This is a genomic window from Pseudomonas sp. 2024-210, from assembly GCF_045062345.1.
Classification (GTDB): Bacteria; Pseudomonadota; Gammaproteobacteria; order Pseudomonadales; family Pseudomonadaceae; genus Aquipseudomonas.
This window is the reverse complement of the sequence record NZ_JBJGEJ010000006.1, coordinates 121,226-146,089: the sequence shown is the minus strand read 5'-3', so window position 1 is coordinate 146,089 and position 24,864 is coordinate 121,226. Positions and strand designations below refer to the sequence as shown.

General features: G+C 56.6%; 19 protein-coding genes. 9 read left to right on the top strand and 10 right to left on the bottom strand.

The window, feature by feature from the left end; all coding sequences use genetic code 11:
- Positions 1-20 precede the first annotated feature (20 nt).
- The 4 genes from ACI7MX_RS11100 to ACI7MX_RS11085 all read left to right on the top strand — a co-directional run bounded on the left by ACI7MX_RS11100 (position 21) and on the right by ACI7MX_RS11085 (position 4,405).
- The gene (locus tag ACI7MX_RS11100; RefSeq protein WP_314490701.1) at positions 21-914 is read left to right on the top strand and encodes a glycine betaine ABC transporter substrate-binding protein; all 894 of its coding nucleotides are present in this window, start codon (positions 21-23) and stop codon (positions 912-914) included.
- Positions 915-928: 14 nt separating this feature from the next.
- Positions 929-1,582 carry an ABC transporter permease gene (locus ACI7MX_RS11095; protein ID WP_405586789.1) on the top strand — a complete coding sequence of 218 codons (654 nt, stop codon included), beginning with the start codon at positions 929-931 and terminating at the stop codon, positions 1,580-1,582.
- Positions 1,579-2,736, top strand: a complete 1,158-nt coding sequence (locus tag ACI7MX_RS11090) for a betaine/proline/choline family ABC transporter ATP-binding protein (protein WP_405586792.1) — start codon at positions 1,579-1,581, stop codon at positions 2,734-2,736. Before ACI7MX_RS11095 ends, ACI7MX_RS11090 begins: the two co-directional genes overlap by 4 nt.
- Before the next feature lie 505 nt (positions 2,737-3,241).
- Complete coding sequence (locus ACI7MX_RS11085) at positions 3,242-4,405, top strand: type III PLP-dependent enzyme (protein WP_153381394.1); 1,164 nt, start codon at positions 3,242-3,244, stop codon at positions 4,403-4,405.
- An 83-nt stretch (positions 4,406-4,488) separates the two neighbouring features.
- On the opposite strand, the gene ACI7MX_RS11080 is transcribed toward ACI7MX_RS11085, so the two are convergent.
- The 4 genes from ACI7MX_RS11080 to ACI7MX_RS11065 form a co-directional block, all read right to left on the bottom strand.
- Entirely contained in the window at positions 4,489-5,502 is a 1,014-nt protein-coding gene (locus ACI7MX_RS11080; RefSeq protein ID WP_314487078.1) for an alpha-xenorhabdolysin family binary toxin subunit B, read from the bottom strand.
- A 19-nt stretch (positions 5,503-5,521) separates the two neighbouring features.
- A complete protein-coding gene (locus ACI7MX_RS11075; RefSeq protein WP_314487082.1) occupies positions 5,522-6,808 on the bottom strand; it encodes an alpha-xenorhabdolysin family binary toxin subunit A in 1,287 nt (428 codons plus the stop codon).
- Between the two features lie 102 nt (positions 6,809-6,910).
- Entirely contained in the window at positions 6,911-7,675 is a 765-nt protein-coding gene (locus tag ACI7MX_RS11070) for a tetratricopeptide repeat protein (RefSeq protein WP_314487085.1), read from the bottom strand.
- Positions 7,676-7,678: 3 nt separating this feature from the next.
- Positions 7,679-8,359 carry a Fe2+-dependent dioxygenase gene (locus ACI7MX_RS11065; RefSeq protein ID WP_122785800.1) on the bottom strand — a complete coding sequence of 227 codons (681 nt, stop codon included), beginning with the start codon at positions 8,357-8,359 and terminating at the stop codon, positions 7,679-7,681.
- Between the two features lie 218 nt (positions 8,360-8,577).
- Between ACI7MX_RS11065 and ACI7MX_RS11060 the strand changes: the two genes are divergently transcribed.
- The 3 genes from ACI7MX_RS11060 (at position 8,578) to ACI7MX_RS11050 (ending at position 13,972) form a co-directional block, all read left to right on the top strand.
- A complete protein-coding gene (locus tag ACI7MX_RS11060; RefSeq protein ID WP_314487090.1) occupies positions 8,578-10,878 on the top strand; it encodes a TonB-dependent siderophore receptor in 2,301 nt (766 codons plus the stop codon).
- Between the two features lie 89 nt (positions 10,879-10,967).
- The gene (locus ACI7MX_RS11055; RefSeq protein ID WP_405586799.1) at positions 10,968-13,514 is read left to right on the top strand and encodes a PepSY domain-containing protein; all 2,547 of its coding nucleotides are present in this window, start codon (positions 10,968-10,970) and stop codon (positions 13,512-13,514) included.
- A gap of 95 nt (positions 13,515-13,609) precedes the next feature.
- Complete coding sequence (locus ACI7MX_RS11050; protein ID WP_405586802.1) at positions 13,610-13,972, top strand: endonuclease domain-containing protein; 363 nt, start codon at positions 13,610-13,612, stop codon at positions 13,970-13,972.
- A 168-nt stretch (positions 13,973-14,140) separates the two neighbouring features.
- Here ACI7MX_RS11050 and ACI7MX_RS11045 read toward each other — a convergent pair whose 3' ends face one another.
- From ACI7MX_RS11045 to ptsP, 3 genes are read right to left on the bottom strand one after another with little or no spacing between them, the layout of a single operon-like run.
- Positions 14,141-15,877: a PTS fructose-like transporter subunit IIB gene (locus ACI7MX_RS11045; RefSeq protein ID WP_405586805.1), complete on the bottom strand. Its 1,737-nt coding sequence runs from the start codon at positions 15,875-15,877 to the stop codon at positions 14,141-14,143.
- Positions 15,878-15,888: 11 nt separating this feature from the next.
- Entirely contained in the window at positions 15,889-16,830 is a 942-nt protein-coding gene (gene pfkB, locus ACI7MX_RS11040; protein ID WP_405586808.1) for a 1-phosphofructokinase, read from the bottom strand.
- The gene (ptsP, locus tag ACI7MX_RS11035; RefSeq protein WP_405586810.1) at positions 16,830-19,691 is read right to left on the bottom strand and encodes a phosphoenolpyruvate--protein phosphotransferase; all 2,862 of its coding nucleotides are present in this window, start codon (positions 19,689-19,691) and stop codon (positions 16,830-16,832) included. Before ptsP ends, pfkB begins: the two co-directional genes overlap by 1 nt.
- A gap of 337 nt (positions 19,692-20,028) precedes the next feature.
- Between ptsP and cra the strand changes: the two genes are divergently transcribed.
- Together cra and ACI7MX_RS11025 are read left to right on the top strand one after the other, a co-directional pair.
- The gene (gene cra, locus ACI7MX_RS11030) at positions 20,029-21,024 is read left to right on the top strand and encodes a catabolite repressor/activator (protein WP_405586813.1); all 996 of its coding nucleotides are present in this window, start codon (positions 20,029-20,031) and stop codon (positions 21,022-21,024) included.
- A 2-nt stretch (positions 21,025-21,026) separates the two neighbouring features.
- Positions 21,027-21,845: a TatD family hydrolase gene (locus ACI7MX_RS11025; RefSeq protein WP_405586821.1), complete on the top strand. Its 819-nt coding sequence runs from the start codon at positions 21,027-21,029 to the stop codon at positions 21,843-21,845.
- A 74-nt stretch (positions 21,846-21,919) separates the two neighbouring features.
- Here ACI7MX_RS11025 and ampE read toward each other — a convergent pair whose 3' ends face one another.
- The 3 genes from ampE to ACI7MX_RS11010 form a co-directional block, all read right to left on the bottom strand.
- Positions 21,920-22,756 carry a regulatory signaling modulator protein AmpE gene (ampE, locus tag ACI7MX_RS11020; RefSeq protein ID WP_405586824.1) on the bottom strand — a complete coding sequence of 279 codons (837 nt, stop codon included), beginning with the start codon at positions 22,754-22,756 and terminating at the stop codon, positions 21,920-21,922.
- Positions 22,753-23,316, bottom strand: coding sequence for a 1,6-anhydro-N-acetylmuramyl-L-alanine amidase AmpD (gene ampD, locus ACI7MX_RS11015; protein ID WP_405586827.1), 564 nt, complete (start codon positions 23,314-23,316; stop codon positions 22,753-22,755). Before ampD ends, ampE begins: the two co-directional genes overlap by 4 nt.
- Before the next feature lie 82 nt (positions 23,317-23,398).
- Entirely contained in the window at positions 23,399-24,844 is a 1,446-nt protein-coding gene (locus tag ACI7MX_RS11010; RefSeq protein WP_405586830.1) for a DUF1631 family protein, read from the bottom strand.
- Positions 24,845-24,864 lie beyond the last annotated feature (20 nt).

Sequence of the window (24,864 nt, the reverse complement as noted above, 5' to 3'; positions counted from 1 at the left end):
GGCTGAGCAAAGGAATAAGCATGAAAAAAATTAGCTTTTTACTGGGCTGCGTTCTGCTGTGCGCAGGCATTGTCCAGGCCGCAGAGAAACCCTTGATTCGTATTGGCGCGCGCGTGTTTACCGAGCAAACCCTGCTCGCGGAAATCACTGCGCAATACCTCAACAGCAAGGGTTACAACGCTAAAGTGACGGGCGGTCTGGGCAGTAGTCTGGCGCGTTCAGCGCAGGAATCCGGGCAACTGGACCTGATCTGGGAGTACACCGGCGTCTCACTGGTGGCTTACAACCATGTGACCGACAAACTCGACAGCCAGCAATCCTACGACCGAGTCAAAGAACTTGATGCCAAAGTGGGCCTGGTCTGGTTGCACCCCTCCAAGTTCAGCAACACTTTCGCGCTGGCCTTGCCGCAGAAAGTGGCCGAGGAACACCCGGACATCAACAGCATCAGCGACCTGACCAAGGCCATGGCCGATCCGCAAAACAAGGATGCACTGGTGGCGCTGGACACCGAGTTTGCTAACCGCTCTGACGGTTTGCTAGGCATGGTCAAGCTCTACGACATGGACCTGACGCGGCGCAACATGCGCCAGATGGACGCCGGGCTGGTGTACACCGCCCTGAAAAATGGCCAAGTGTTTGCAGGTCTTGTCTACACCACAGACGGTCGACTCAGCGCTTTCAACCTCAAGCTGCTGGAGGATGACAAACATTACTTCCCGGACTACACGGCCGCTCCAGTTGTGCGTAAAGCATATCTGGATCAACACCCGGACCTCGCGGACCTGCTCAAGCCACTGGCCGATCTGTTTGACGATGAAACCATGCGTCAACTGAACGCCCGGGTCGACGTCAATCACGAAAGCCCATCCGAAGTTGCCGCAGACTTTCTGCGCCAGCACCCACTGAACTGAACCGAGGAGAAGACATGGAATTTTTAAACGCCTTTTCCCATATGGACTGGTCACTGGTTCTGCATCTAACGTTGCAACACATCACCTTGGTGGGCATCGCCGTCTTTTTGGCAATCCTGATCGGTGTGCCCCTGGGTGTCTTGATGACACGCTTCCCGTCACTCGCCGGCCCACTGCAAGCCAGTGCCACGGTGCTGCTGACCATCCCGTCGATTGCCCTGTTTGGCCTGCTGCTGCCGTTCTACTCCAAGTTCGGCCAAGGCCTTGGCCCTATGCCAGCCATTACCGCGGTGTTCCTGTATTCACTGCTGCCGATCATGCGCAACACCTTTCTGGCCCTCACCGGCGTGGAACCAGGTATTCGCGAAGCCGCTCGCGGCATCGGCATGACCTTCAGCCAGCGCCTGCGCATGGTTGAACTGCCCATCGCCGTGCCGGTGATTCTGGCCGGGGTGCGTACCGCCGTGGTCATGAACATCGGTGTCATGACCATTGCCGCCACCATCGGCGCCGGTGGCCTGGGTGTACTTATTCTTGCTGCAATCAGCCGTAGCGACATGTCGATGCTGATCGTCGGCGCCGTGTTGGTCAGTGTTCTGGCCATCATCGCTGACCTGTTTCTGCAATGGCTGCAACGCTCGCTGACTCCAAAAGGACTGCTCAAATGATCGAACTTCAAAACCTCAGCAAAACATTCCAAAGCAACGGCAAAGATGTAAAGGCCGTGGACTCGGTAAGCCTGACCGTGAACGAAGGCGAAATCTGCGTGTTCCTTGGGCCTTCGGGTTGCGGTAAGAGCACCACGCTGAAAATGATCAACCGCCTGATCAAGCCGACCTCCGGCAAGATTTTGATCAACGGTGAAGACACCACCGACCTCGACCCGGTCACTCTGCGTCGCAATATCGGTTATGTGATCCAGCAGATCGGGCTGTTTCCGAACATGACCATCGAAGAAAACATCACCGTAGTTCCGCGCCTGCTGGGCTGGGACAAGCAAAAGTGCCATGAGCGCGCTCGCGAGCTGATGAGCATGATCAAGCTGGAGCCCAAGCAGTACTTGCATCGCTACCCGCGTGAATTGTCCGGTGGCCAGCAGCAGCGTATCGGCGTGATTCGCGCATTGGCCGCTGACGCCCCGCTGCTCTTGATGGATGAGCCGTTTGGTGCAGTCGATCCAATCAACCGGGAAATGATCCAGAACGAATTTTTCGAAATGCAGCGGGCGCTGAACAAGACGGTGATCATGGTCAGCCATGACATCGACGAAGCGATCAAGCTGGGCGACAAAATCGCCATCTTCCGTGGCGGCAAGCTGTTGCAGATGGATCACCCGGACACCTTACTGGCGCATCCGGCGGATGAGTTTGTCAGCAACTTTGTAGGTCAGGACAGCACGCTCAAGCGTCTGTTGCTGGTCAAGGCCGAAGATGCGGCCGATAACGCACCGTCGGTGAGCCCGGAAACACCGGTCGCAGAAGCGCTGGAATTGATGGACGAACTGGACCGCCGTTATGTCGTGGTCACCGATGGCGACAACAAGGCACTCGGCTATGTACGTCGACGCGACTTACACCGTCAGAGCGGCACCTGTGGCCAGTTCCTGCGGGAGTTCACCGCGACCGCTGCGTCGGAAGAGCACTTACGCATCCTCCTGTCGCGCATGTACGAGTTCAATCGTTCGTGGTTACCGGTGATGGACCCAGAGCGCGTGTTCCAGGGTGAAGTGACGCAAGAGTCGATTGCGGCATACCTGAGTTCCGGTCGCTCGCGTGGGGCCAAGAGCAGTATTGTGTCGCCCGCTGAAACAGCGATGGCCTGATCGAATGTCACCCTCACCCTAACCCTCTCCCTGAGGGAGAGGGGACTAAAGGCAAAAGCGTATTTGCGCCCCATCACAAATCAGTTCCTCTCCCAACGGGAGAGAAGACTGAAGGCAAAAGCTGATCTTGGCCCCACCACTCCTCAGCCCCCTCTCCCTCAGGGAGAGGGTTGGGGTGAGGGGCTTTTGATTTTCTGCTGCGTGAACTCTGCGCTGTCATCACAGTCGGTTACATAAAGGGCCGTCTTTTACCCCACGACAAAGCCGTGTAAAAACGCGACATTTTTTGTTGATCTCAACGCGGTCACGCCCTACAGTTCGCGCCGAACATCCATGCTGGAAACGATCCATCCGGCTCAAGTACTGACGACGAGACAGCAAGGTTCATTTACCTTATTTGCTTTCGGCGGACATGCCTTGGGAAGTAGGCGAACCAAAGTGGGGATACGGAGGATGTTCAGCTGCACCCATTTATTGATGACGTTTGCCACAGGAGTTCTCCAGCATGTCGATTCAGGTCGAAGACTATTACGCGCGCGATACCTTCAACAAAATGAAGGCCTTCGCTGACACCCAGGAAACGCCGTTCGTGGTGATCGATACCGCCATGATCAGCAAGGCTTACGATGACCTGCGCGCAGGCTTCGAATTCGCCAAGGTGTACTACGCAGTTAAGGCCAACCCGGCCGTCGAAATTATTGACCTGCTGCGCGACAAGGGGTCGAGCTTCGACATCGCGTCGATCTATGAGCTGGATAAAGTGATGGACCGTGGCGTCAGCCCGGATCGCATCAGTTACGGCAACACCATCAAGAAATCCAAAGACATCCGCTATTTCTACGAGAAAGGTGTGCGTCTGTTCTCCACCGATTCCGAAGCTGACTTGCGCAACATTGCCAAGGCTGCACCGGGTTCGAAGATTTATGTGCGCATTCTCACCGAAGGCTCCACCACGGCAGACTGGCCCCTGTCGCGCAAGTTCGGCTGCCAGACCGACATGGCCATGGACTTGCTGATTCTGGCCCGTGAGCTGGGTCTTGTGCCTTACGGCATTTCCTTCCATGTGGGGTCGCAGCAACGCGACATCGGCGTGTGGGATGCAGCCATCGCCAAGGTCAAAGTGATCTTCGAACGCCTGAAAGAAGAAGACGGCATCGTCCTCAAGCTGATCAACATGGGCGGCGGCTTCCCGGCCAACTACATCACCCGCACCAACAGCCTGGAAACCTATGCTGAAGAAATCATTCGCTTCCTTAAAGATGACTTCGGCGATGACCTGCCAGAAATCATTCTGGAACCGGGTCGCTCGCTGATTGCCAACGCCGGCATTCTGGTCAGTGAAGTGGTACTGGTCGCGCGTAAATCGCGCACCGCCGTTGAACGCTGGGTGTACACGGACGTGGGCAAATTCTCGGGCCTGATCGAAACGATGGACGAAGCCATCAAGTTCCCGATCTGGACTGAAAAGAAAGGCGAGATGGAAGAAGTCGTCATCGCGGGTCCAACCTGCGACAGCGCCGACATCATGTATGAAAACTACAAATACGGCCTGCCGCTGAACCTTGCTATTGGCGACCGCTTGTACTGGCTGTCGACCGGTGCTTACACCACCAGCTACAGCGCGGTTGAATTCAATGGCTTCCCACCGTTGAAATCGTTCTATTTATAAGCAGTGATTGATCATTGCGCCCATGTTAAGCAACACATGGGCGCAATATTCATAACCGTTCATTCGGCTATAGCCTTGCACCTTTACACGCGCACCTGTCTGAGCAACTTCTCAAAGTTTGCTAAATGATCGTGTAACCGAAGCGGTTCGAACGCTTCTGTATTCTGAAATAGCTGACACTCTCTCAAAAATATTTCTACACACTCTAATACGTTGCCGATTTGCCCCACCCACTGGCTCTTGGCTTCGAGCAAACGATCATAAGCCTCAACCCTTTCTTTTCGAGCCTGCAACACCTGAATTTTTTCCTGGTTATCTAATCGTTCACGCGAATTGTCAGTTACTTTACCCGTAACATTCATAATCGCCTGCGCGAGAGACGAGCGCTTGGCCACCTCTGAGAACAAGTCCACATATTGGCTTAAACGCTTTAGAGCCAGCTCGATAATCTGAGCGTCGATTTTGGGGACCATTGCAATCGACACCAACAACTCAACTTCTTCAGCGGTGGGCAGTAGTGTTTTGGCTTGCTCTAACCAAAAATCAGTCCCCAAGACTGCATCTGCCGCTTTAAGCGCCTGCAGGTCGCCCAATAATTTTTCGCGTTGCGCCTGTAAGGAAGCCTCGCGGGCGCGCAGTACCTTTAAACGGTTCTCATCATAGTCCACCAACTCGCTCGCATAATGTTCAAGGTTTAACCCTTCAAACTCCTGCTTTAATGCAAACACTGCCAATCGAGTTGCGTCAGCTTTTATGATCACATTCACCAGTCGCTTCTTGCTAAGCGTAACCAGACTCTCCATGCCTTTATTCTTCACTGCGTCGGCCAGAGAAGCTGATTCACTGATTTCGCGGCATTGCGTTGCAATGTCTCCAATGCCCGAATTGGAAATCTTGACTTCCAGCTTCATGACTTCGACTACCAAGGCACGGCCATGAGTGTTCATCATTGCACTCGCCGCAACGACACGCTCTTGCAAACCTGGAATAAACGCATAGTAATCACTGGCCACCACCTGATTAAACAGGTGCGCAGCAGTCTTGACAGCAGTCATATTCAATGACGGATAGAGATTCAAAGCGGTGATTCCATTCACGTAAAGACTCCTTATCAAGTTACGGCTTAATCAGTTCATTAAAGGCATTGGAAATTTGAATTGAATAGTTCTTTATGCTGCGCCACGGATTAATCACCAAGGACAAGTTAAGCGCAAACAAGTGCAGTTCGGCCATATTATCCACCTGATCGAGTTCATCGCTCGCCTCATCCAGATAACGGGCAATATAAGCCCACACTTGTGACAGCTGTTTAGCGCCCACTTCGGCAGAGAACATACGCCCTTGCAAATCAACAAACTGCTGCTGCAACCCGTCCAGTAAATCGGAGATACGGTCTACCTCCCTCACTTTCTCTCTTACTAATTTGCGTTGCTCAATAAGCTCGTTTTTCTGTTTGCGGCATTTTTCTGCTTTATCGCCAAACACTCCACCCGTGATGATGAGCCCCAAAGGGCCCGCCACCATTCCGGAAAAAGCGAGACCCACCAGTTTTTTGTAGGTGGCACTCAAAAGTTCTATTTGATCATCGAGTTCTTCTATCTGATCCACCCAATCATCACGTTCGCCCTGCTTTCCAGAGTACTTGTAGGCCGAAAGTTTTATCTGAAGGGTCGGTATCAAATTGTCGGTTAACGTGACTTCAAACACGCTGGCGAGCTTTTCAACGTGACTGACTTCCTTGATAAATTTTTGGGTGCGTTCCTGCAACATATCCAAGTACCGCTTCAACCCGGCAACCACCGTTTTTTCCGTGGTATTTAGCAACATTTGGCTCAGCTTCTGGTTTTCCTGATCAGTGAGATCTTCGAGCGTACCGGTTAAACGCCGACCCAATTCCACCTCTTTAATGAGATCAAGCAAGGCATTGCCGAACAGTAAAAATTCAGCTGAGAACTTTTCTAACTGCCTCGCCAATTCTTTTGTTCCACCCTCCAGCGCTGACCACGTATTAGCATGGGCAACGATGTTGACGTGCATCTTCATGATACTTTCAGGCTCCAGCTCTGGAACCCCGATAGACTCATAGTTCAACCGCTTTCGGACATCCTCTAAACGGGTCGGTAATATTTGCACATGACGCACATACTGGCGCGTATTGGCAATATCACCTCGACGAATCAAGAAGCCTAATTCCTTTTTATCAACCCCCGATGGCGTGGCACCCGACATGACTTTTAAATACTGCTCCGGCATATAACTCGCCGCCTCTCGCACACTTAAACTCTCGATACTCTCCGCATCACCTTCTACCCTTAAAGTATTCACTTCGTGCTCCTTGATACTTATTAACTTCCCTTTCAAAAGGATAGTTTCAATATCAATTTGCTCAATGTGAAAAAACATACTGTGCACGTAGGATGCGCACGTTATCAGACAAGAAATAAGGCCTTTACAAGCGCCTTTAAAAGAAGAGTAAGTAACTGTTACAGCAACGACATCAATTAATCATTGACTCGCCAGAAGTGCCAACTCATCCAGGCGCTGTTTATAGTCAACACACACGGCCTGGATCGCGGCATTTCGGCTGGTCAGCAAAGCCGGATAAGCCACGCGCAGAAAATTCAAATTGCCGTTTTCAAGGGCTTGGCGATACCAGACAAGCGCACTCTCCAGTTGGCCATTTTCCAACAGCACTGAGGCATAACTAAACTGCCCCCTAAAATCCCCACCTTCGGCCGAGCGCTTGTACCACTCGCAGGCGGCTGCCTTATCTATCTGGCAATGCACGCCCTCTTCCAAGTAGCGACCTACAAGATTCATCGACTTGGCGTGCCCCGCCTCCGCTGCCACTCGATACAGCTTGAGTGCTCCAGCAACGTCCTGCTCCACCCCTCGCCCAGTGGCCAGCAAATTGGCAAAGTTGTAGAGCGCCCAGTCCAGCCCGGCTTCGGCCGCCAACCGATACTCATGGCTGGCTTTAGTGCAGTCCACTGGCCCGCCCCAGCCATGCTCCCAGCAACGGCCCAACATGTTGCGGGCCATTAAATGACCACCGTTGGCTGCAATCTGGAACCAGCGCCTGGCCAGTACTGGGTCGCAGGCGATGCCCTGCCCGTCGAGTAAAATCTGGCCCAGCAACGCTTGACCATCGACGATACCTTGTTTGGCTGCCAGCAAAATCGCCTGCGCAGCCCGCGCCGGGTTGTCAGCCAGCATGGCCGTCAGTTGCTGACCATCCAGCTGTTCTTCGCGACGCAGTTGAAAACTCATGACTTAGACCTCGACCCAGCGACGCAACAGGTTGTGATAGGTGCCGGTAAGCTGGATGAGCGAAGGGTGATCCGGCACGTCGCGGGTCAGTTGCTGAATCGCACCGTCCATCTCGTACAACAGCGTGCGCTGGCTGTCTTCACGCACCAGACTTTGGGTCCAGAAAAACGATGCAAAGCGGGCGCCCCGAGTCACAGCATTGACCTTGTGCAAACTGGTGCCGGGGTACAGCACCATATCCCCGGCCGGTAACTTGACCTGCTGCACACCGTAAGTGTCCTGAATCACCAGCTCGCCGCCGTCATAGTCTTCGGGGTTGCTGAAAAACAGGGTGGCCGACAAATCCGTGCGTACACGCTCCGGGCTGCCTTTGGGCTGACGCACAGCATTGTCGATATGGAAGTCGAAGCTGCCGCCGCCGGTGTAGCAATTGACCAGAGGCGGGAACACTTTATGCGGCAAGGCTGCCGACATGAACTGCGGGTTCTGCCATAGCCGATCAATCATCGCCGCGCCGATTTCCTTGGCGAGTGGATGGCCTTCAGGCAGTTGCAGATTGTGCTTGGCCTTGGCCGACTGGAAGCCAGCGGTGATCTTGCCGTCAGCCCACTCCGTCTGCTCCAACGCCTCGCGAATGCGCTGTACTTCTTCACGGGAGAACAAGCCGGGAATGTGCAGCAGCATGGTGCAATACCTGATAGCAAAGAGATGGCAATGGTATTGATTCTTATTGATTGTGTAAAACCCTGTTAAGGGCTACATAGACGAACGAGTGTGAAAAAACCGTAAAGCCAAATTGTAAAGATTGTAAATTTAGCGCTAATAGTAATTGCTCTCAATTGATAGGAGTAATTGTTTGCACTATATTTCGCGGCTCAAATTCTGGGGGAAGGGATCTTCACATGTCGCGCCAACTTATAAAAATACCTGTCAGCTCACCGCGTTTACTGGCTTCGGCCATTGGTGTAGCGATTACTGCGACCTCGGCTGCGCACATGGCTCAAGCCGCTGAAAGCACTGACAGCAAGGCGCAGGGCAATACCCTTTCCCTTGGCGCGACCACGGTTTCGGGCGAGCAGACTGAACAGTCTTACCAGATCGAAAAAGCCGACTCGCCCAAGTACACCGCCCCCCTGATCGATACCCCACGCTCGATCACCATCATCCCGCAGCAGCTGATAAAAGATACCGCAGCGACCTCCTTGCAAGATGCGTTGCGCACTGTGCCCGGCGTGACGTTCGGTGCAGGCGAAGGCGGCAACCCACAAGGCGACCGTCCGTTCATCCGTGGCTTTGACGCCCAAGGCGACACCTACCTCGATGGCGTACGTGATACGGGCGCGCAGAGCCGCGAAATTTTCGCGGTTGAATCCATTGAAGTCGCCAAGGGCCCGAACTCGGCCTTCGGCGGTCGTGGCGCAGCGGGCGGCACGATCAACATGGTCAGCAAAAAGGCCCACTTGGGTAACTCCTTTGATGGCGGTTACACCTGGGGTTCTGACCAGACCCAACGCTACACGCTGGACGGCAACTACCAGTTCAGTGACACCGTTGCAGGTCGGTTGAACCTGATGAGCCACGAAAGCAATGTGGCCGGTCGTGACAGCGTCAACTACGACCGTTGGGGTATCGCCCCCTCACTGGCGTTCGGCCTGGGCACTGATACCCGCGTCAACATTGATTACTACCACATGGAAAGCAACGACCTGCCGGACTCGGGCATTCCTTATGGTTACTCGGTCGGTAAAACCCACACCGCCGCCAGCCCCGACCGCCCGAATAACGGCGGCGACAGCAGCAATTTCTACGGCCTGAAAGACCGCGATTTCCGTAAAACCCGCACCGATATCACGACCTTAGCGTTTGAGCACGACTTCACCGAAGACCTGCACATCAAGAACACCTTGCGCCACGGCAACAGCATGCAGGATTACATCCTGACCCAGCCGGATGACAGTAAAGGCAACGTGAACAACGGCAGCGTATGGCGCCGGGCCAACACGCGCGTCAGCAACACGGCCACCACCACCAACCAGACGGATCTGTTTGGTGACGTGTACATCGCCGGCTTTAAAAACAGCTACTCGACCGGTATCGAACTGAGCCGTGAGACCAGCAGCAAGTCGTCTTATAACGTCGACACCAACACCAACGGGTCGTCTGCTTCGACCTGTAATCCGTCCTTGATAGGCTCGCCAAGTGGCTTTAACTGCACCTCGCTGGGCAACCCGAACCCGAATGATCCCTGGAACGGCGCAATATCTCGCAACTACGCAGGCACCGACACGTCCAGCACCACACGCGCCATTTACGCGATGGACACACTGGAACTGACGCCTGAGTGGCTGCTGAACATGGGCCTGCGTTACGACCACTTTGAAACCAAGTACAAGTCGTACACCGCTGATGGCGCCACCACGTATAAAGGCGATGACACCAGCGACTTCTTCTCCGGCCAACTGGGTCTGGTGTGGAAAGTGCGCCCTAACGGCAGCATCTATGTGTCGTACGCCACCTCGGCAACACCGCCGGGCTCGATGCTCGGTGAAGGCATGGAAGGCAATGCATTGCCGGGCACACCAGATCGCGCCGGCAACCTGCTGTCCAGCGACTTGGAGCCGGAAGAAACCACCAACTACGAAATCGGCACCAAGTGGGATGTGTTCAATGACCGCCTGTCTCTGACGGCTGCTATTTTCCGCACCGAGAAAGAAAACACCCGCGTTCAGACCGACGCTGACACTTACGAAAACGCCGGTAAAACCCGTGTAGACGGTGTTGAACTGTCGGCTTCCGGGAAGATCACCGACAAATGGCAAGTGTTCGCCGGTTACACCTACCTGGACGGCAAACAGAAAGATGGCGGCCCGTTGAACAAGGCCACCGATGGCAACCAACTGCCTAACACGCCGAAAAACAGCGCCAGCCTGTGGACAACGTATGCCATCACGCCAAAGCTGACCGTCGGCGGCGGTGCGTTCTACGTGGATGAAGTGTTTGGTAACGTGGCTAACTCCACGTATGTACCGGCTTACACCCGCTTCGATGCCATGGCCAGCTACAAGCTGACCAAAAATATCGACCTGCAACTGAACGTGCAAAACCTGACAGACAAGACCTACTACGACAAAGCGTTCTCGACCCACTTCGCCAATCAGGCGGCGGGCCGTACAGCCTTGTTGACCACCAGCGTCCACTTCTAAACCGGTTTAGCGCTGAACAAGCCCCGCCCATTCAATGGCCGGGGCTTTTGTGTGAAAGCCCCACCCATTGAGCGAGCAAGGCGGTCGTCGTGTTTAAGAACATCCTGTTTCAGTTGCACTGGTTTTTCGGGATAACCGCAGGGTTGATTCTGGCCCTGATGGGCATTACCGGCGCCACCGTATCGTTTCAGGACGAGTTGCTGAACCTGCTCAATCCTTCGGTGCTTAAGGTCGAAAAACGCGACAGCGGCGTCTTGCCCCCTGCCGAACTGGTGCGCAAAGTCGAAGCCATTGAAGGCAAACCCGTCTCCATGCTGTGGGTCGGTGTGGACAGTGACAGCGTTGCGCGGATCTTCCTCACCCCGCCTCCGGGGCAGCGCCGCGGCGAGCTGCGTTACGTCGACCCGTACACCGGCAACTATCAGGGCAGCGCCACCGGGCAAGGCTTTTTTGACCTGATGTTGCAGCTGCACCGCTTTTTGGCCATTGGCCAGACGGGTCGCCAGATCACAGGCGCCTGCACCTTGATGCTGGTGTTCTTCTGTCTGTCGGGGCTGTACCTGCGCTGGCCACGCAAGCCCTTGAACTGGCGCGCCTGGTTAACACTGGACTGGGCCAAGAAAGGTCGCAGTTTCAACTGGGACTTGCACGCAGTGGCGGGCACGTGGTGCATGGTCTTTTACTTGTTGGCAGCCTTGACTGGCCTGTCATGGTCGTACGAATGGTACAACAAGGGCCTGCAAAAACTGCTGTCAGACGCGCCCAGCGGTGAACAACGCCAAGGAGGCGGTCGTGGCCCGCGCGGTCAGGGCGCGCCAGCGGGCCCGGCGCCGGTCGCCGACTATGACGCGATGTGGGCCAGCATCCAGAAAGCCGCCGGCCCCGACTTGAGCCTGTACAACGTCCGTATGCCGCCCGTGGCCGGTCAGCCTGCGACTGTCTTCTATCTCTTGAAAACTTCGCCCCACCCGCGCGCCTTCAATCAGATCGTGCTCGACCCGGCCACAGGGGTGATCAAGAAGGTAGAGCGCTATGACGACAAGACGTACAACGCGCAATTGCTCACCAGTATTTACGCCCTGCACACCGGCAGCTACTGGGGTTTGCCCGGACGTATTCTGGTCACTGTTGCCAGCCTGACCATGCCGTTGTTCTTTATTACCGGCTGGCTGCTGTACCTGGACCGTCGACGCAAGAAGCGCCAAATCAAGCAGGCACGTCAGGGCGTTGGGGCGGCTAACAGCGATACGCCTTCATGGCTGATCGGTTTCGCCAGCCAAAGCGGCTTTGCAGAACAACTGGCGTGGCAGACTGCCGGGCAATTACAAGCAGCCGGTTTGCCGGTGCGGGTCGAACCGCTGAGTTCGGTCAGCCCGCACGACCTGCAACACGCGAGTCATGCGCTATTTGTGGTCAGCACCTTTGGTGACGGCGAAGCGCCGGACAGCGCACGCGGCTTTGAACGCAAAATCCTCGGCCAGCCGCTGGGGCTGGAAACGCTCAAGTATTCCGTGCTGGCGCTGGGCGACCGCCAATACCCGCACTTCTGTGGCTTTGCGACTCGTATGACCCAATGGCTGAGCGAGCGTGGCGCGCAATCGTTGTTCACTCCCGTTCAGGTCGACAGCGGCGATGCGCAAGCGCTCCAGCACTGGCAACAGCAATTGGGGCAACTCACAGGTGTTGCGCCCACAGGTCAATGGCCGGTTGCGGCGTATGACAACTGGGTGCTTGAGCAACGCCTTTTACTCAACCCTGACAGCAGTGGATCGGGCGTTTACTTGCTAGGGCTGCGAGCACCCGATGCCCGCTATACGTGGCAAGCCGGTGATCTGGTTGAAGTCATGCCAAGACAGTCGAGCTGGGCGGTTGAGCATTTTCTGGAGGGTTTGGGTTTGGCGAGCGACACGCACGTTCGCCTTGATGGTCTTAACGAAACACTCGCGCAAGCCCTTGCCAGTCGCCAGCTGCCTGAAAATCGCGGCCATCTGGTGGGCATGCATGCCCAGGCGCTGGTCGATGCGCTGATCCCGCTGACGATGCGTGAGTATTCCATCGCATCCATCCCCCAGGACGGTCTGTTGCAACTGCTCGTGCGTCAGGAGCGACATGCCGATGGCAGTGTGGGCTTGGGTTCAGGCTGGCTGACCGAGCATGCCGAGATAGGATCGAGCATCAGCCTGCGCCTGCGCCGCAACAGTGGCTTTCATCTTCCGGGCGAACCGTGCCCATTGATTTTGCTGGGTAATGGCACGGGTTTGGCGGGTTTACGCAGTTTGCTCAAGGCACGCATCGCTGAGGGTGAGCAGCGCAACTGGCTAGTGTTTGGCGAGCGCAATGCGGCGCATGATTATTATTGCCGCGAAGAATTAGAGGGATGGTTGGCCAGCGGTGATCTTGAACGGCTGGATCTGGCGTTTTCGCGGGATCAGGCAACCAAGATTTATGTTCAGGATCGGCTGCGTGAGGCGGGTGAAGAGGTCAAACGCTGGGTCGCTGAAGGCGCCGCCATTTATATCTGCGGCAGCCTGCAAGGCATGGCGACGGGTGTGGATCAGGTATTGATCGAGATACTCGGTGCTGAAAGGGTGCAGGTGTTGATTGAGCAAGGCCGTTATCGTCGGGATGTGTATTGAGTCTCCCTAACCCTCTCCCGGAGGGAGAGGGTTGGGGTGAGGGCAGCCCGCAACTACACTCAAGCAGACACCCCACCTTCACAAGGACGTGAAGCATGCCAACCCTCCATCAATTCGCCCGCCAATTACGCACTCATCAAACCGAGTGTGAACGACTGATATGGCAAAAACTGCGTGCCCGGCAAGTACTGGATTTGAAGTTCAGACGCCAACATCCCTGCCCGCCTTATGTACTGGACTTTTACTGCCTTGAACTGCAATTGGCTGTTGAGCTGGATGGCAGTCAGCACTTCACGCCTGAGCAGCGCAGTTATGACCGGCGTCGAAGCGAGTATTTGAATAACTTGGGAATTGAAGTGCTGCGGTTTGATAACCGGCAGGTATTGGTGGAAACCGAAGGTGTATTGCAAGAAATATGGCGTACAGCGCACCGAAAAATCAAAAGCCCCTCACCCTAACCCTCTCCCAGAGGGAGAGGGGATTAAAGGCAAAAGCAGATTTTCGCAACGCCATCACTCAAGCCTTCTCCCGCCGAGAGGGGGATTAAAGGCAAAAGCAGACAGACCAAACACCACAAATCAGCCCCCTCTCCCTTTGGGAGAGGGTTGGGGTGAGGGTCAGCGGTATCACGCCTTCGCCGTTTCCAGCGCCATTTCAACCGGTTCCGGCCGTTTGATCACCGCATACACCAACGCCGTCACTACACTGCCCGCTACAATCGCCAGCAAATACAACAACGCATGGTTAATCGCGTTCGGAATCAACAGCACAAACAAACCACCATGCGGCGCCATCAGTTTGCAGCCGAAATACATCGACAACGCGCCCGTCAACGCCCCGCCCAAAATACTCGCGGGAATCACCCGCAGCGGATCTTTGGCGGCAAAGGGGATAGCCCCCTCAGAAATAAAGCACAACCCCAGCACCAGGGCAGCCTTGCCCGCCTCGCGCTCGGTTTGGGCAAACTTGCGGCGCGCTATGAACGTCGCAATCCCCAACCCGATCGGCGGCACCATGCCCGCCGCCATCGTGGCCGCCATCGGCGCGTAACTTTGCGACGCCAGCAACCCTACCGAAAACGCATACGCCGCCTTGTTGATCGGCCCGCCAAGGTCCACACACATCATGCCGCCCAGCAGTACACCCAGCAGAATCGCGTTCGTGGTGCCCATGCTGTCCAGGAAGTGGGTCAAACCTTCCAGCATGCCGGCCACAGGCTTGCCCACCACGTAGATCATCACCAACCCGGTGAACAGGCTGGCTAATAAAGGGATGATCAAAATCGGTTTGAGCGCCTCAAGACTCTGCGGCAACTTCGCATAGCGATTGATCGCTTTGGCGCAATAACCGGCGATAAAACCGGCAATGATCCCGCCGATAAATCCGGCACCCAGGGTGCTCGCCAGCAAGCCGCCAATCATCCCCGGTGCCAGACCCGGACGGTCGGCAATCGAATAAGCGATATAACCCGCCAGCAACGGCACCATCAGTTTGAACGCGGCATCACCGCCGATTTGCATCAGCGCCGCCGCCAACGTACCCGGTTCTTTGTAAGCCTCGATGCCGAACACAAAAGACAAGGCAATCAACAATCCGCCCGCCACCACCATCGGCAACATGAACGACACACCCGTCAGCAGGTGTTTGTAGACGCCGGTTTTCTCTTGCTTGGCCGGGGCTCCACCGCCCGCAGCAGCACGCTCGAGTTGACCTTCGCTCAACGCTTTGTTGAGTGTTGCTTCAGCCTGCTTCAGCGCAATGCCCGTACCACAACGGTAAATCTTCTTACCGGCGAAACGCTCTGTAGGCACTTCAATATCGGCGGCCAACAGCACCACATCGGCGTCGCGGATAGCCTGCTCGCTCAATGGATTGCGGGCCCCTACGGAGCCTTGGGTTTCGACCTGCAAGTCGTAACCCAAGCGTTTAGCAGCCTGTTGCAAAGCTTCAGCGGCCATGAAGGTGTGCGCAACACCCGTCGGGCACGCCGTTACGGCCACAATTTTAGGCGCGTGCTGCGGTTTTTCTGTCTCAACAGCCTGCGCAGGCGCGACGTACACTTCGGCCTCTTTGACACCACGCTGCAACACGGCTTCTACATCTTGCAGTGCCTGCGCCGGTGCGCACTGAAACACTCGCTTGCCGATAAACCGCTGCATGTCCAATGGCGTGCTGCTCACCACCAGCACCCATTCGGCCTCGTCGAGTGTCGCTTTCGTCAATTGACGCTCAGGGTGCTTGGGATCATGCACTTCGACGCTGGTGCTCCAGCCCTGACGCTGCGCCGCTGCATCCAGCAAGCGAGCACACAGCACACTGGTCACCATGCCGTTGGGGCAGCCCGTCACTATGGCTAATTTCATGGACATTCCTCTTATTCTTTTGTCAGGTGGCGCACGCTTACGCGGCTTTCGAGCATCGCTAACTGCACCGCATCGCTGATTCCAAATCCAATCTGGGTGACCGCCATCGCCGCAATGGCGGTGGCGGTGCGCAAGGTCTGCTCGGGGCTGTGGCCACTGATCAAGCCATGCAGCATGCCCGCCAATAGCGAATCACCCGCGCCAACCGTGCTGGCCACGCGAACCTTGGGCGGCACGGCGTGCAAGGCCACATGGCGGCTGAACCAGTTAACACCCTGCGCACCGTCAGAAATCACTACATGCTCAATACCCTGAGCGAGCAATTGAGTCGCGGCGCCTACTTGGTCGGCCAGACTGTCCACTGCACAGGCCAGCGCGTCGCCCAGTTCTTCGGTATTGGGCTTGACCAGCCAAGGACCGGCACTCAAGCCTTCGTTCAACGCCTCGCCGCTGCTGTCCAATACCACTTTCAAGCCCATCGCTTTAAGGCGCAGCAATAACGCTCGAAACCACTGCGCACTGACACCGCGCGGCAGGCTGCCTGCGACTACGACCGCGTCGTGCGTGCTGGCAATCTGATCAAGTGTGTCGAGCAAAGCTTGCTGAGCCAGCTCACTGACCAGCGGGCCAGGCCCGTTAAGGTCGGTGACGCGGCCATCGTCTTCGGCCAGTTTGATGTTGCTGCGGGTTTCACCCGGTACGCGGATAAACGCATCGGCAAATCCTCGGTGGGCAAACAGTGCTTCAAACGCGTGCGGATTCTGTTCACCCAAAAAACCACTGACGGTGATGCTGTGGCCTAAATCAGCCAGCACTTGGGCCACATTCACGCCTTTACCGGCGGCATGGGTGACCAAAGGTTGGCTGCGGTTGACCTCGCCGGGCACCAATTGCGGCACGCGCACGGTCACGTCCAATGCCGGGTTAAGGGTGACACACAGTATTCTGGCCATTAGAGCGCTTCCACCAAGGCACGGACTTCATCCGGGCTGCCCACGCTCAATGCGTCAGCGGCCAGGGTTTTAAGACGATCCATAGACAACTCACGCACCCGCGCCTTGACTTCAGGAATGCTGCGCGCCGATACGCTCAACTCATCAACGCCAAGCCCCACCAATACCGGCACCGCCAGAGGGTCGGCCGCCAGTTCGCCGCATACACCCACCCACTTGCCATGGGCGTGGGCCGCACGGACGGTGATGTCGATCAGTTGCAGCACCGCGGGATGCAGACCATCCGCCTGAGCCGACAGGGTCGGATGCCCCCGGTCGATGGCCAAGGTGTACTGGGTCAAATCGTTAGTGCCGACGCTGAAGAAGTCGACTTCCTTGGCCAATACTGGCGCCAGCAAGGCCGCCGAGGGCACTTCGATCATGATGCCCAACTGCAAATCAGCAACCGGAATTTCCAGACGCAGGCGCTCGGTCATGTCCCTCGCGGCGCGCCACTCGGCAACGCTACCCACCATCGGGAACATGATGCGCAGCGGACGGTTATCCGCAGAGCGCAACAGGGCACGCAACTGGCTTTCCATCATTTGCGGACGTTGCAGGGTCAGACGAATGCCACGCACGCCCAAAAACGGGTTTTCTTCTTTCTCGATGGGCCAGTAGGGCAACGGTTTGTCACCGCCCACATCCAGCGTACGCACGACCAAAGGACGGCCTTCAAGTCCATCCAGTACGCGTCGATATTCGGCTTCCTGCGTGGCTTCGTCGGGCGCTTGGGAGTGGGCCATGAAAATCAGCTCGGTGCGCAGCAGGCCAATGCCTTCCGCGCCCTGCTCCACCGCGATGGCAACACCTTTGCTCTCACCGATATTGGCAAACACTTCAACCGCATGCCCATCCTGGGTGATGGCAGGTTCATGACGGCGCTCGGCGGCGGCCAGTAAACGTTGCTCGCGACTGTCGCGTTCCTGCGTGGCCTGCTGCAAGGCATCAGCATTCGGGGCCACATGCAAGCGGCCGCGTTGCCCGTCAATCAGCAGCGAGGTGCCGGGTGCTATCAGCAATACGCTGTCGCCCGCCCCGACCAACGCCGGAATGCCCAGTGCACGCGCCACAATGGCACTGTGCGCGGTCGCGCCGCCACGGGCGGTCAAAATCCCTGCAACCCGTGCCGGATCAAGGCGCGCCACGTCCGAGGGGCCTACTTCGTCCATCACCAGCACATACGGCTGAGCGGGTTCTTCAGGGGTTTCGATACCACACAACTGCGCCAGCACACGACGACCGATATCGCGCAAATCGGCGGCGCGCTCGGCTAACAGCGCATCCTTCAATGACTCTTGCTTGACCGCGGCCGCTTCAATAACCGACATCCAGGCGGCTTCCGCGCTTTCGCCTTGCTTGAGGCGACTGTCGACTTCGTCGGTGAGCTCCGGGTCGTCGAGCATTTCCTGGTGAGTAATGAAAATCTCGCGAATGGCCTTGGACTGGCTGCGTTGAATCAGCCCGTCAATGTCCTGCCGCACATCCGCCAAGGCTTTTTGCAGGCGCTCGCGCTCAACCACAGACGACTCGCCCCGCAGCGGGTAATCGAGTATTGGCAGGACTTGAATATGCGCCGGGCCGACGGCAATACCGGGGGCCGCCGCGATGGCTTGAATCACGCTGCCAGCGGCCGGAGCCGTGAGCACTGTGGCAATGTCGGCCACCACAGGCGGCGCTTCAGTTTCGATGGGCAGCGGCTCTACTTCTTCGCCCAGGCCTTCTTCAATGGCAGCCAGGATCGCTGGCAGCGCATCGTCGGCCACACTCGGTTCAGCCACAAATTCCAGTACCTGCCCGCGACGGGCACCCAGGCTCAGAAGTTTGCTCAGGCTTTTGGCAGACACCGCCGAGTCCTGACCATCGACCACCCGCACGCGGATGTCGCCGTCAAAACTTTTGGCCAGTTGCGCAAGAATCTTTGCCGGGCGCGCATGCAAGCCGTGGGCATTGGGCAGCGTAATACGGGCGCTCGGCCAGTCTACCGGCAACTCGCCGCCCAAGACCTCGAGCACTGCACGTCGGCTGGTGGCGCGGCCCAGTTCGTGGCCCCGGCCTTCAATCAGCAGCGCACATAAACGTTCGAGCAGGGCTTGATGCGCCTCGCCCAGACTGGCCAGACAAAACAACCCGCTCAAGGGCTGGCCCAAATACCGGATCGGCTTGTCCGGGGTCACGAATGCCAGCCCCGGACGCTTGACGGTTTGCTCGCTGTGCAGCCACCAAAGACCATCGCCCAGCGGCAGGGCCTCAACTTGTTGCAACACGGCGGCAAAGCCATTGCTGACGCAGTCGGCCTGTCGCAGCAAGCGTGCGCCGCGCCACACCAGTTCTTCGAAGTCATCCGCCGACACCCCCAGGCCAATCATCTGCGCGTCCAGCGCCAATTCCTGCGGGGCGCCCTGAAGCAGCTTGAGTAAGGCTTCTGGCGTGCTGGCACGGCGCAATGCCTGGCCCAAATCGGTCTCGCCAAGCGCACGGGTGAGCAATTGCAACAACCGCAAATGCTCGTCGGACTTAGCGGCAATGCCAATCGCCAGATAGACGATTTGACCATCGCCCCAATCCACGCCCTCAGGAAACTGCAACAAACGCACGCCCGTGGCATACACCAGCTCACGGGTGTCCGGAGTGCCATGGGGGATGGCAATACCTTGGCCCAAAAAGGTCGAACCTTGAGCCTCACGCGCTTGCAAGCCTTGAAGATAACCTTCAGCCACCAACCCATCGGCGACCAGCTTATCAGCGAGTAATTGCAGCGCCGCAGACTTATCCACAGCCGTTTGGCCCATGGAAATCTGCTCTATGGTGAGTTCGAGCATGCGTACTCCTTTTCCGGCACTCTGTGGCGCCAGGTATTGTTTTGAATGAGGTCAGCTTAGGTCGTTAGCACCAGAGCGCATGGGCCGATGTGTGGCAAGCACATCGCTGGTGGGAAAACCTATTAAACACGCCTGCTGAAACGTTTAACCCTTAATGCACGGCACGTTACTGCATAATTGCCCGCGCTTGAAGCCTAACCTGTCGCATTGTTCGGACCTGCGTTCGCGCTGACACAAAAAAGACGGTGCATACAAGGCAGACGATGATCGACTGCCACAATCGGGTAGGATTGGTGAAAATGTTGATATGTACTACAAAAAATAAGGAATTTTCGGCGTGAAGCTCAGTGATATAGCTCAACTGGCAGGTGTATCCGTCACCACGGCCAGCTACGTCATCAACGGCAAGGCCGAGCAGCAACGCATCAGCAGTGCCACGGTCGAACGCGTGCGAGCGGTGGTTGAAGAGCATGGCTTCACCCCCAACCCGCAAGCGGCCGGGTTGCGTAGCCGGCACACACGCACATTGGGGTTTATCCTTCCCGACCTTGAAAACCCAAGTTATGCGCGTATTGCCAAGCAATTGGAAAAAGGCGCCCGTGCCCGTGGCTATCAGCTACTGATCGCCAGCTCCGATGATGCACCCGACAGCGAGCGCCAGTTGCTCAAACTGTTTCGTGCCCGTCGTTGCGATGCCCTGTTCGTCGCCAGTTGCTTGCCCGCCGAAGATGACAGTTACAGCACCCTTCAAGCGCTGGGCATGCCGATTATTGCTATTGACCGGACGCTGGACCCGGCGCGCTTTTGCTCGGTGATCAGCGATGACTGTGAGGCCAGTCTGCAATTGACCCGCAGCCTATTGCACCCTATACCGCGACAAATCGCGTTGATCGGCGCTCGCCCTGAGCTGAGCGTCAGTCAGGCGCGGGCCTCGGGGTTCAAAAAAGCCCTGGAGCACTTTGACGGCGACATTCTGATCGAGCACGGCAGCGCCTTTAGCCGGGAGTGTGGCCGACGCATTATCGACGAGTTGCTGGAGCGTCTCGGGCATTTTCCCGAAGCGCTGGTGACTACTTCGTACGTGTTGCTGCAAGGCATGTTCGATGCATTGCTGGAGCATCCAGAACATACACCGCCGTTACGTCTGGCCACCTTTGGTGACACTCAGTTGCTGGACTTTCTGCCTTTGCCCGTCAATGCCATGGGCCAGCAACATCAAATGATTGCTGAAAAGGCGCTGGACCTTGCCTTGGCGGCCATTGAAGATCAGCGTTATGAACCCGGCATCCATGCCATTTCCCGCGTGTTCAAACAGCGCATTCATCAGGCCTGAACATGCATTTGATCGACACCCACACTCATCTCGACTTTCCGGACTTCGATGCTGATCGCGATCAGGTGCTGAGCCGCAGTCGGGCATTGGGTGTCGAGCAAATGGTGGTGTTGGGGGTCTATCAAGGTCATTGGCAGCGGCTTTGGGACTTGGTGCAAACAGACCCTTGTTTGTTTGCCGCATTTGGCTTGCACCCGGTGTACCTCAATCAGCACCGGGCCGAGCATGTCACTGCACTGGGCGAATGGCTGAGTAGACTGGCCGGGCATCCACAGGTGTGTGCCGTGGGTGAAATTGGCCTGGATTACTTTCTTCCCGAACTCGACCGAGAGGGTCAGCAACAGTTATTTGAAGCGCAGTTGCAATTGGCGGCGGATTTCGACCTGCCTGCCTTGCTGCATGTTCGGCGCAGCCATGCGCAGGTGATTGCGACACTCAAACGCGTTCGGCTTAGACGCGGCGGGATTGTTCATGCGTTTGCGGGCAGTCGGGAAGAGGCGCGCGAGTATATAAAGCTGGGGTTTAAATTGGGCTTGGGCGGTGCCGCGACATGGCCGCAGGCTTTACGGATGCGCAGGGTAATTGCTGATTTACCATTGAGTGCCATTGTGCTGGAGACGGACGCTCCGGATATGGCGCCTGCCATGTTTGCCAACCAGCGCAACAGCCCGCAGCATCTACCGGCCATCTGCCAGGCGCTGGCGCAGGTGATGGGTATCAGTGAAGAGCAGTTGGCTGAGGTGACGACGTTGAATGCGTGTGAGGTGTTTAACTGGAACCCTCACCCCAACCCTCTCCCAAAGGGAGAGGGAGCTAAATGAAGGTGATCTTGAAACTCCACTCGGTCAGTCCCCTCTCCCCCCGGGAGAGGGTTAGGGTGAGGGGCGTTTGACGTTTAGAGCAACAACGTCCACACCGCAAAACCGGCATACCACAACAACGCTGCGCGCAGCAGCAAAGCCCACAGCGCGTCCAGACTCGAAATACCCTCGGGCCCCGACTGCGGTGCCGCGATTTCTGCCGCCGCACAACCGGCCTTGTTGATCAACTGCTCTGCGCTAATGTCCCAGTTCAACAACTCATGCAACATCACTCGGCCCACCGCCGCAAAATTGCCCACCAACGCAAAACTTGCCGCCAGCAACCGCACCGGCACCCAGTCAAAAGCATGGCGAAGTTGCTGCGCGCGCTCAACCAAAGCCGGGGTTTTGCCTTGCTCAGCAGCCAGCGCCAGCAAGCGATAGCTCAAGGCCGCCACCGGCCCCAGCAGGAAGTACCAAAAAATCACCGCAAAAAAACCCTGATACGACTGCCATAGCAAATGGCTTTGAACTTGAGCCATTAATTGCTCGCCATTTTCAGCAGTGATACCGATGTCACGCTCCGCAACATGAGCGCCCGCCTGCAAGTCACCGCGGCGCAAGGCATCTCGAAAAGGTCCTAGCCCGGCCTTTATATCGCCTCTGCCCAAGCTGTAGATCACCACCAACACATGCACGGGCAGCGCCAACAGCCCATACGCCACAGGTTCAAGCACCCACAGCAACAAGGCCAGAACGACCACTGGGCATAGAATCAGAATGGCTAATACCAACCAGGGACGGGTCGCGAACTTCGGGCTGGCTTCCAGGGTGTGCAATTCTCGCAGCCAGCCCCGATCACGCTGAAAACGCTGGCGCAAACTTGAAAACTTTTCGATCACAATCGCCAGCAGTAACACCACAAAACTCATTGCATCTCTCCTGTGTGCTGCAACGCACCGCGATAACGCTGCCAATCAAACGCAGGGCCCGGGTCTGTTTTACGCCTGGGGGCCACGTCGCTGTGGCCACATATCCGCTGCACGGTAATGGCGGGGTAAGCCCCTTGCAGTTGCAAGGTCAAATCGACCAACGCGTCGTATTGCGCCTCGGTGAACGGTAACTCATCGGTGCCTTCAAGTTCGATTCCCAGCGAAAAATCGTTGCAAGCCTCACGACCGCCAAAGCTTGAAACACCTGCATGCCATGCGCGATCAAGGCATGAAACAAACTGTGTGATCTTGCCATCCCGCTCTATCAGAAAGTGCGCACTGACTTTCAATTCTTTGATGCTTTCAAAGAATGGATGCTCTGTGGCATTCAGGTGATTCTGAAAAAACGCCTGGACCTTTCCGGTGGCAAACTGGCCGGGCGGCAAGCTGATGTTGTGGATAACCAGCAAGGAGATTTCGCCATCAGGGCGCTCATTGAAGTTGGGCGACGGGCAATGGCACACGCCTTCACACCAACCGCTAGCGGGGTCCAGCAGCATACAGTCTCCTTCGACAGCTCAAACCAAAGGCGCAGTATGCCGCGATGTGCACACCGATGGGCAGCAATCTGCCGTGGTCGCCTTAACGCGCCAGGCTGTCGATGACCGACGCCAGTGCCCGATCGAATAACAGACTTTCATCGAGCAGCACCATCGCACCGCAGCGCAACTGTGCAGTCAGCTCGCAACGGGTTTTTTCCAGCACCCGAAGACCGCTTCGATTGACAAAAACATAGCGGCCCTCAGGTTCGACAATCGCAATCAGCTTGCAACGCTGGCGAACGCCCTGCCCAACCTTGATTTCGATCCAACGGCCGATGCGCAGTTGACTGACCCACAACAACCCCAGATGATCCTGCTCGTCCGGCCCGGCAGAGGGCCCGGCTGGCACCTGCTGAGAAGGCGTCGACAGGTCATCGCCCAAGGACAATTCAAGCACTTGGATGCGCTCTCTTTCAGCGTTGGTAAATAACAGAAGATCGTGACACAAAATTTCTAGAGCTTCAGGCGCGTCCCCTGAATAAGCAGCCAATTGCTGCACGACGTGTTCAATGTGTGCGTGGAGCGGGTCATTAGCGCAATCAAGGTTCCCGTCCCACCCGATGGCGGCCTGCGCCATAAGATTGAGCAAGCGTCGCGCCGGATGACTGTCAGAACTGAAAAAGCGCTGGTCCCTTTGCGCAATGTTGAGTATTGGCTGCTGCACTTGGGCGATGAGATGTTTAAGCGCCGGCGAAAGGGTGCGATCACCGCTGATGTATTCAAACAGTTGGCCGACCAACTGGCTCGCATATCCCCCCGCCCCAGGAACACCCTGAGCATTGTCCGACGTGACAGCGCAGACGTTGGGCAATACACCCATGGCGATCAACAACTGATTGGCATCGGCATACAGTTGCCCGGTATGCCTGAGCAGGTAATGTTCGAATAACTGCAGCGTGATCAGTTTGACTTTGATGTCGACACCTTGGTCGCGCTCGGCCTGAAGAAAATACTCACACAGCATCGCCGGCCCCAGAGGGTTGCTCTGTTCATCCAGCGTTACCCAGCTCAAGGTGTTGAAACGCGTACTCAAATGGCACAAAGCCCGATGATCACGAATCAGCACTTTGGACACCATCGAGTTGACAGCCTGGGCACGTTCAAAATCATTGCCCAGCAACGTAGAAACACTCGGGGACAGACCTTTGCCCAAAAAAGTCGGTTCATTCACCGGAGGCTGGGTCAGCGTGATAAATGCATCAAACAGGCGGTAGAGAAAACCACGCTCAATATTTTTACGCTTAAGCCGCAGGTCGCGCATGGCCTCGAAATACAGGCTTTGCTCCGCATCGCTCTGGGCTTTGTCGGCCATTTCGAACAGGGTTTTATCCGCATTATCAAACAGCACCTGCATCTGCTGCTTGAGTTGCTGTGCCGCCTTGTCATGCACCTGTGACAGGATTACGGGCAAGCGGGTAATCGGCGAGTGCGTCGCCGACTCCGTTGAGGCCCATTGTGGCCCCCCGCCTTTCCCGTCAATGTGCATCCCGCCCTCCCGTCTTGAGC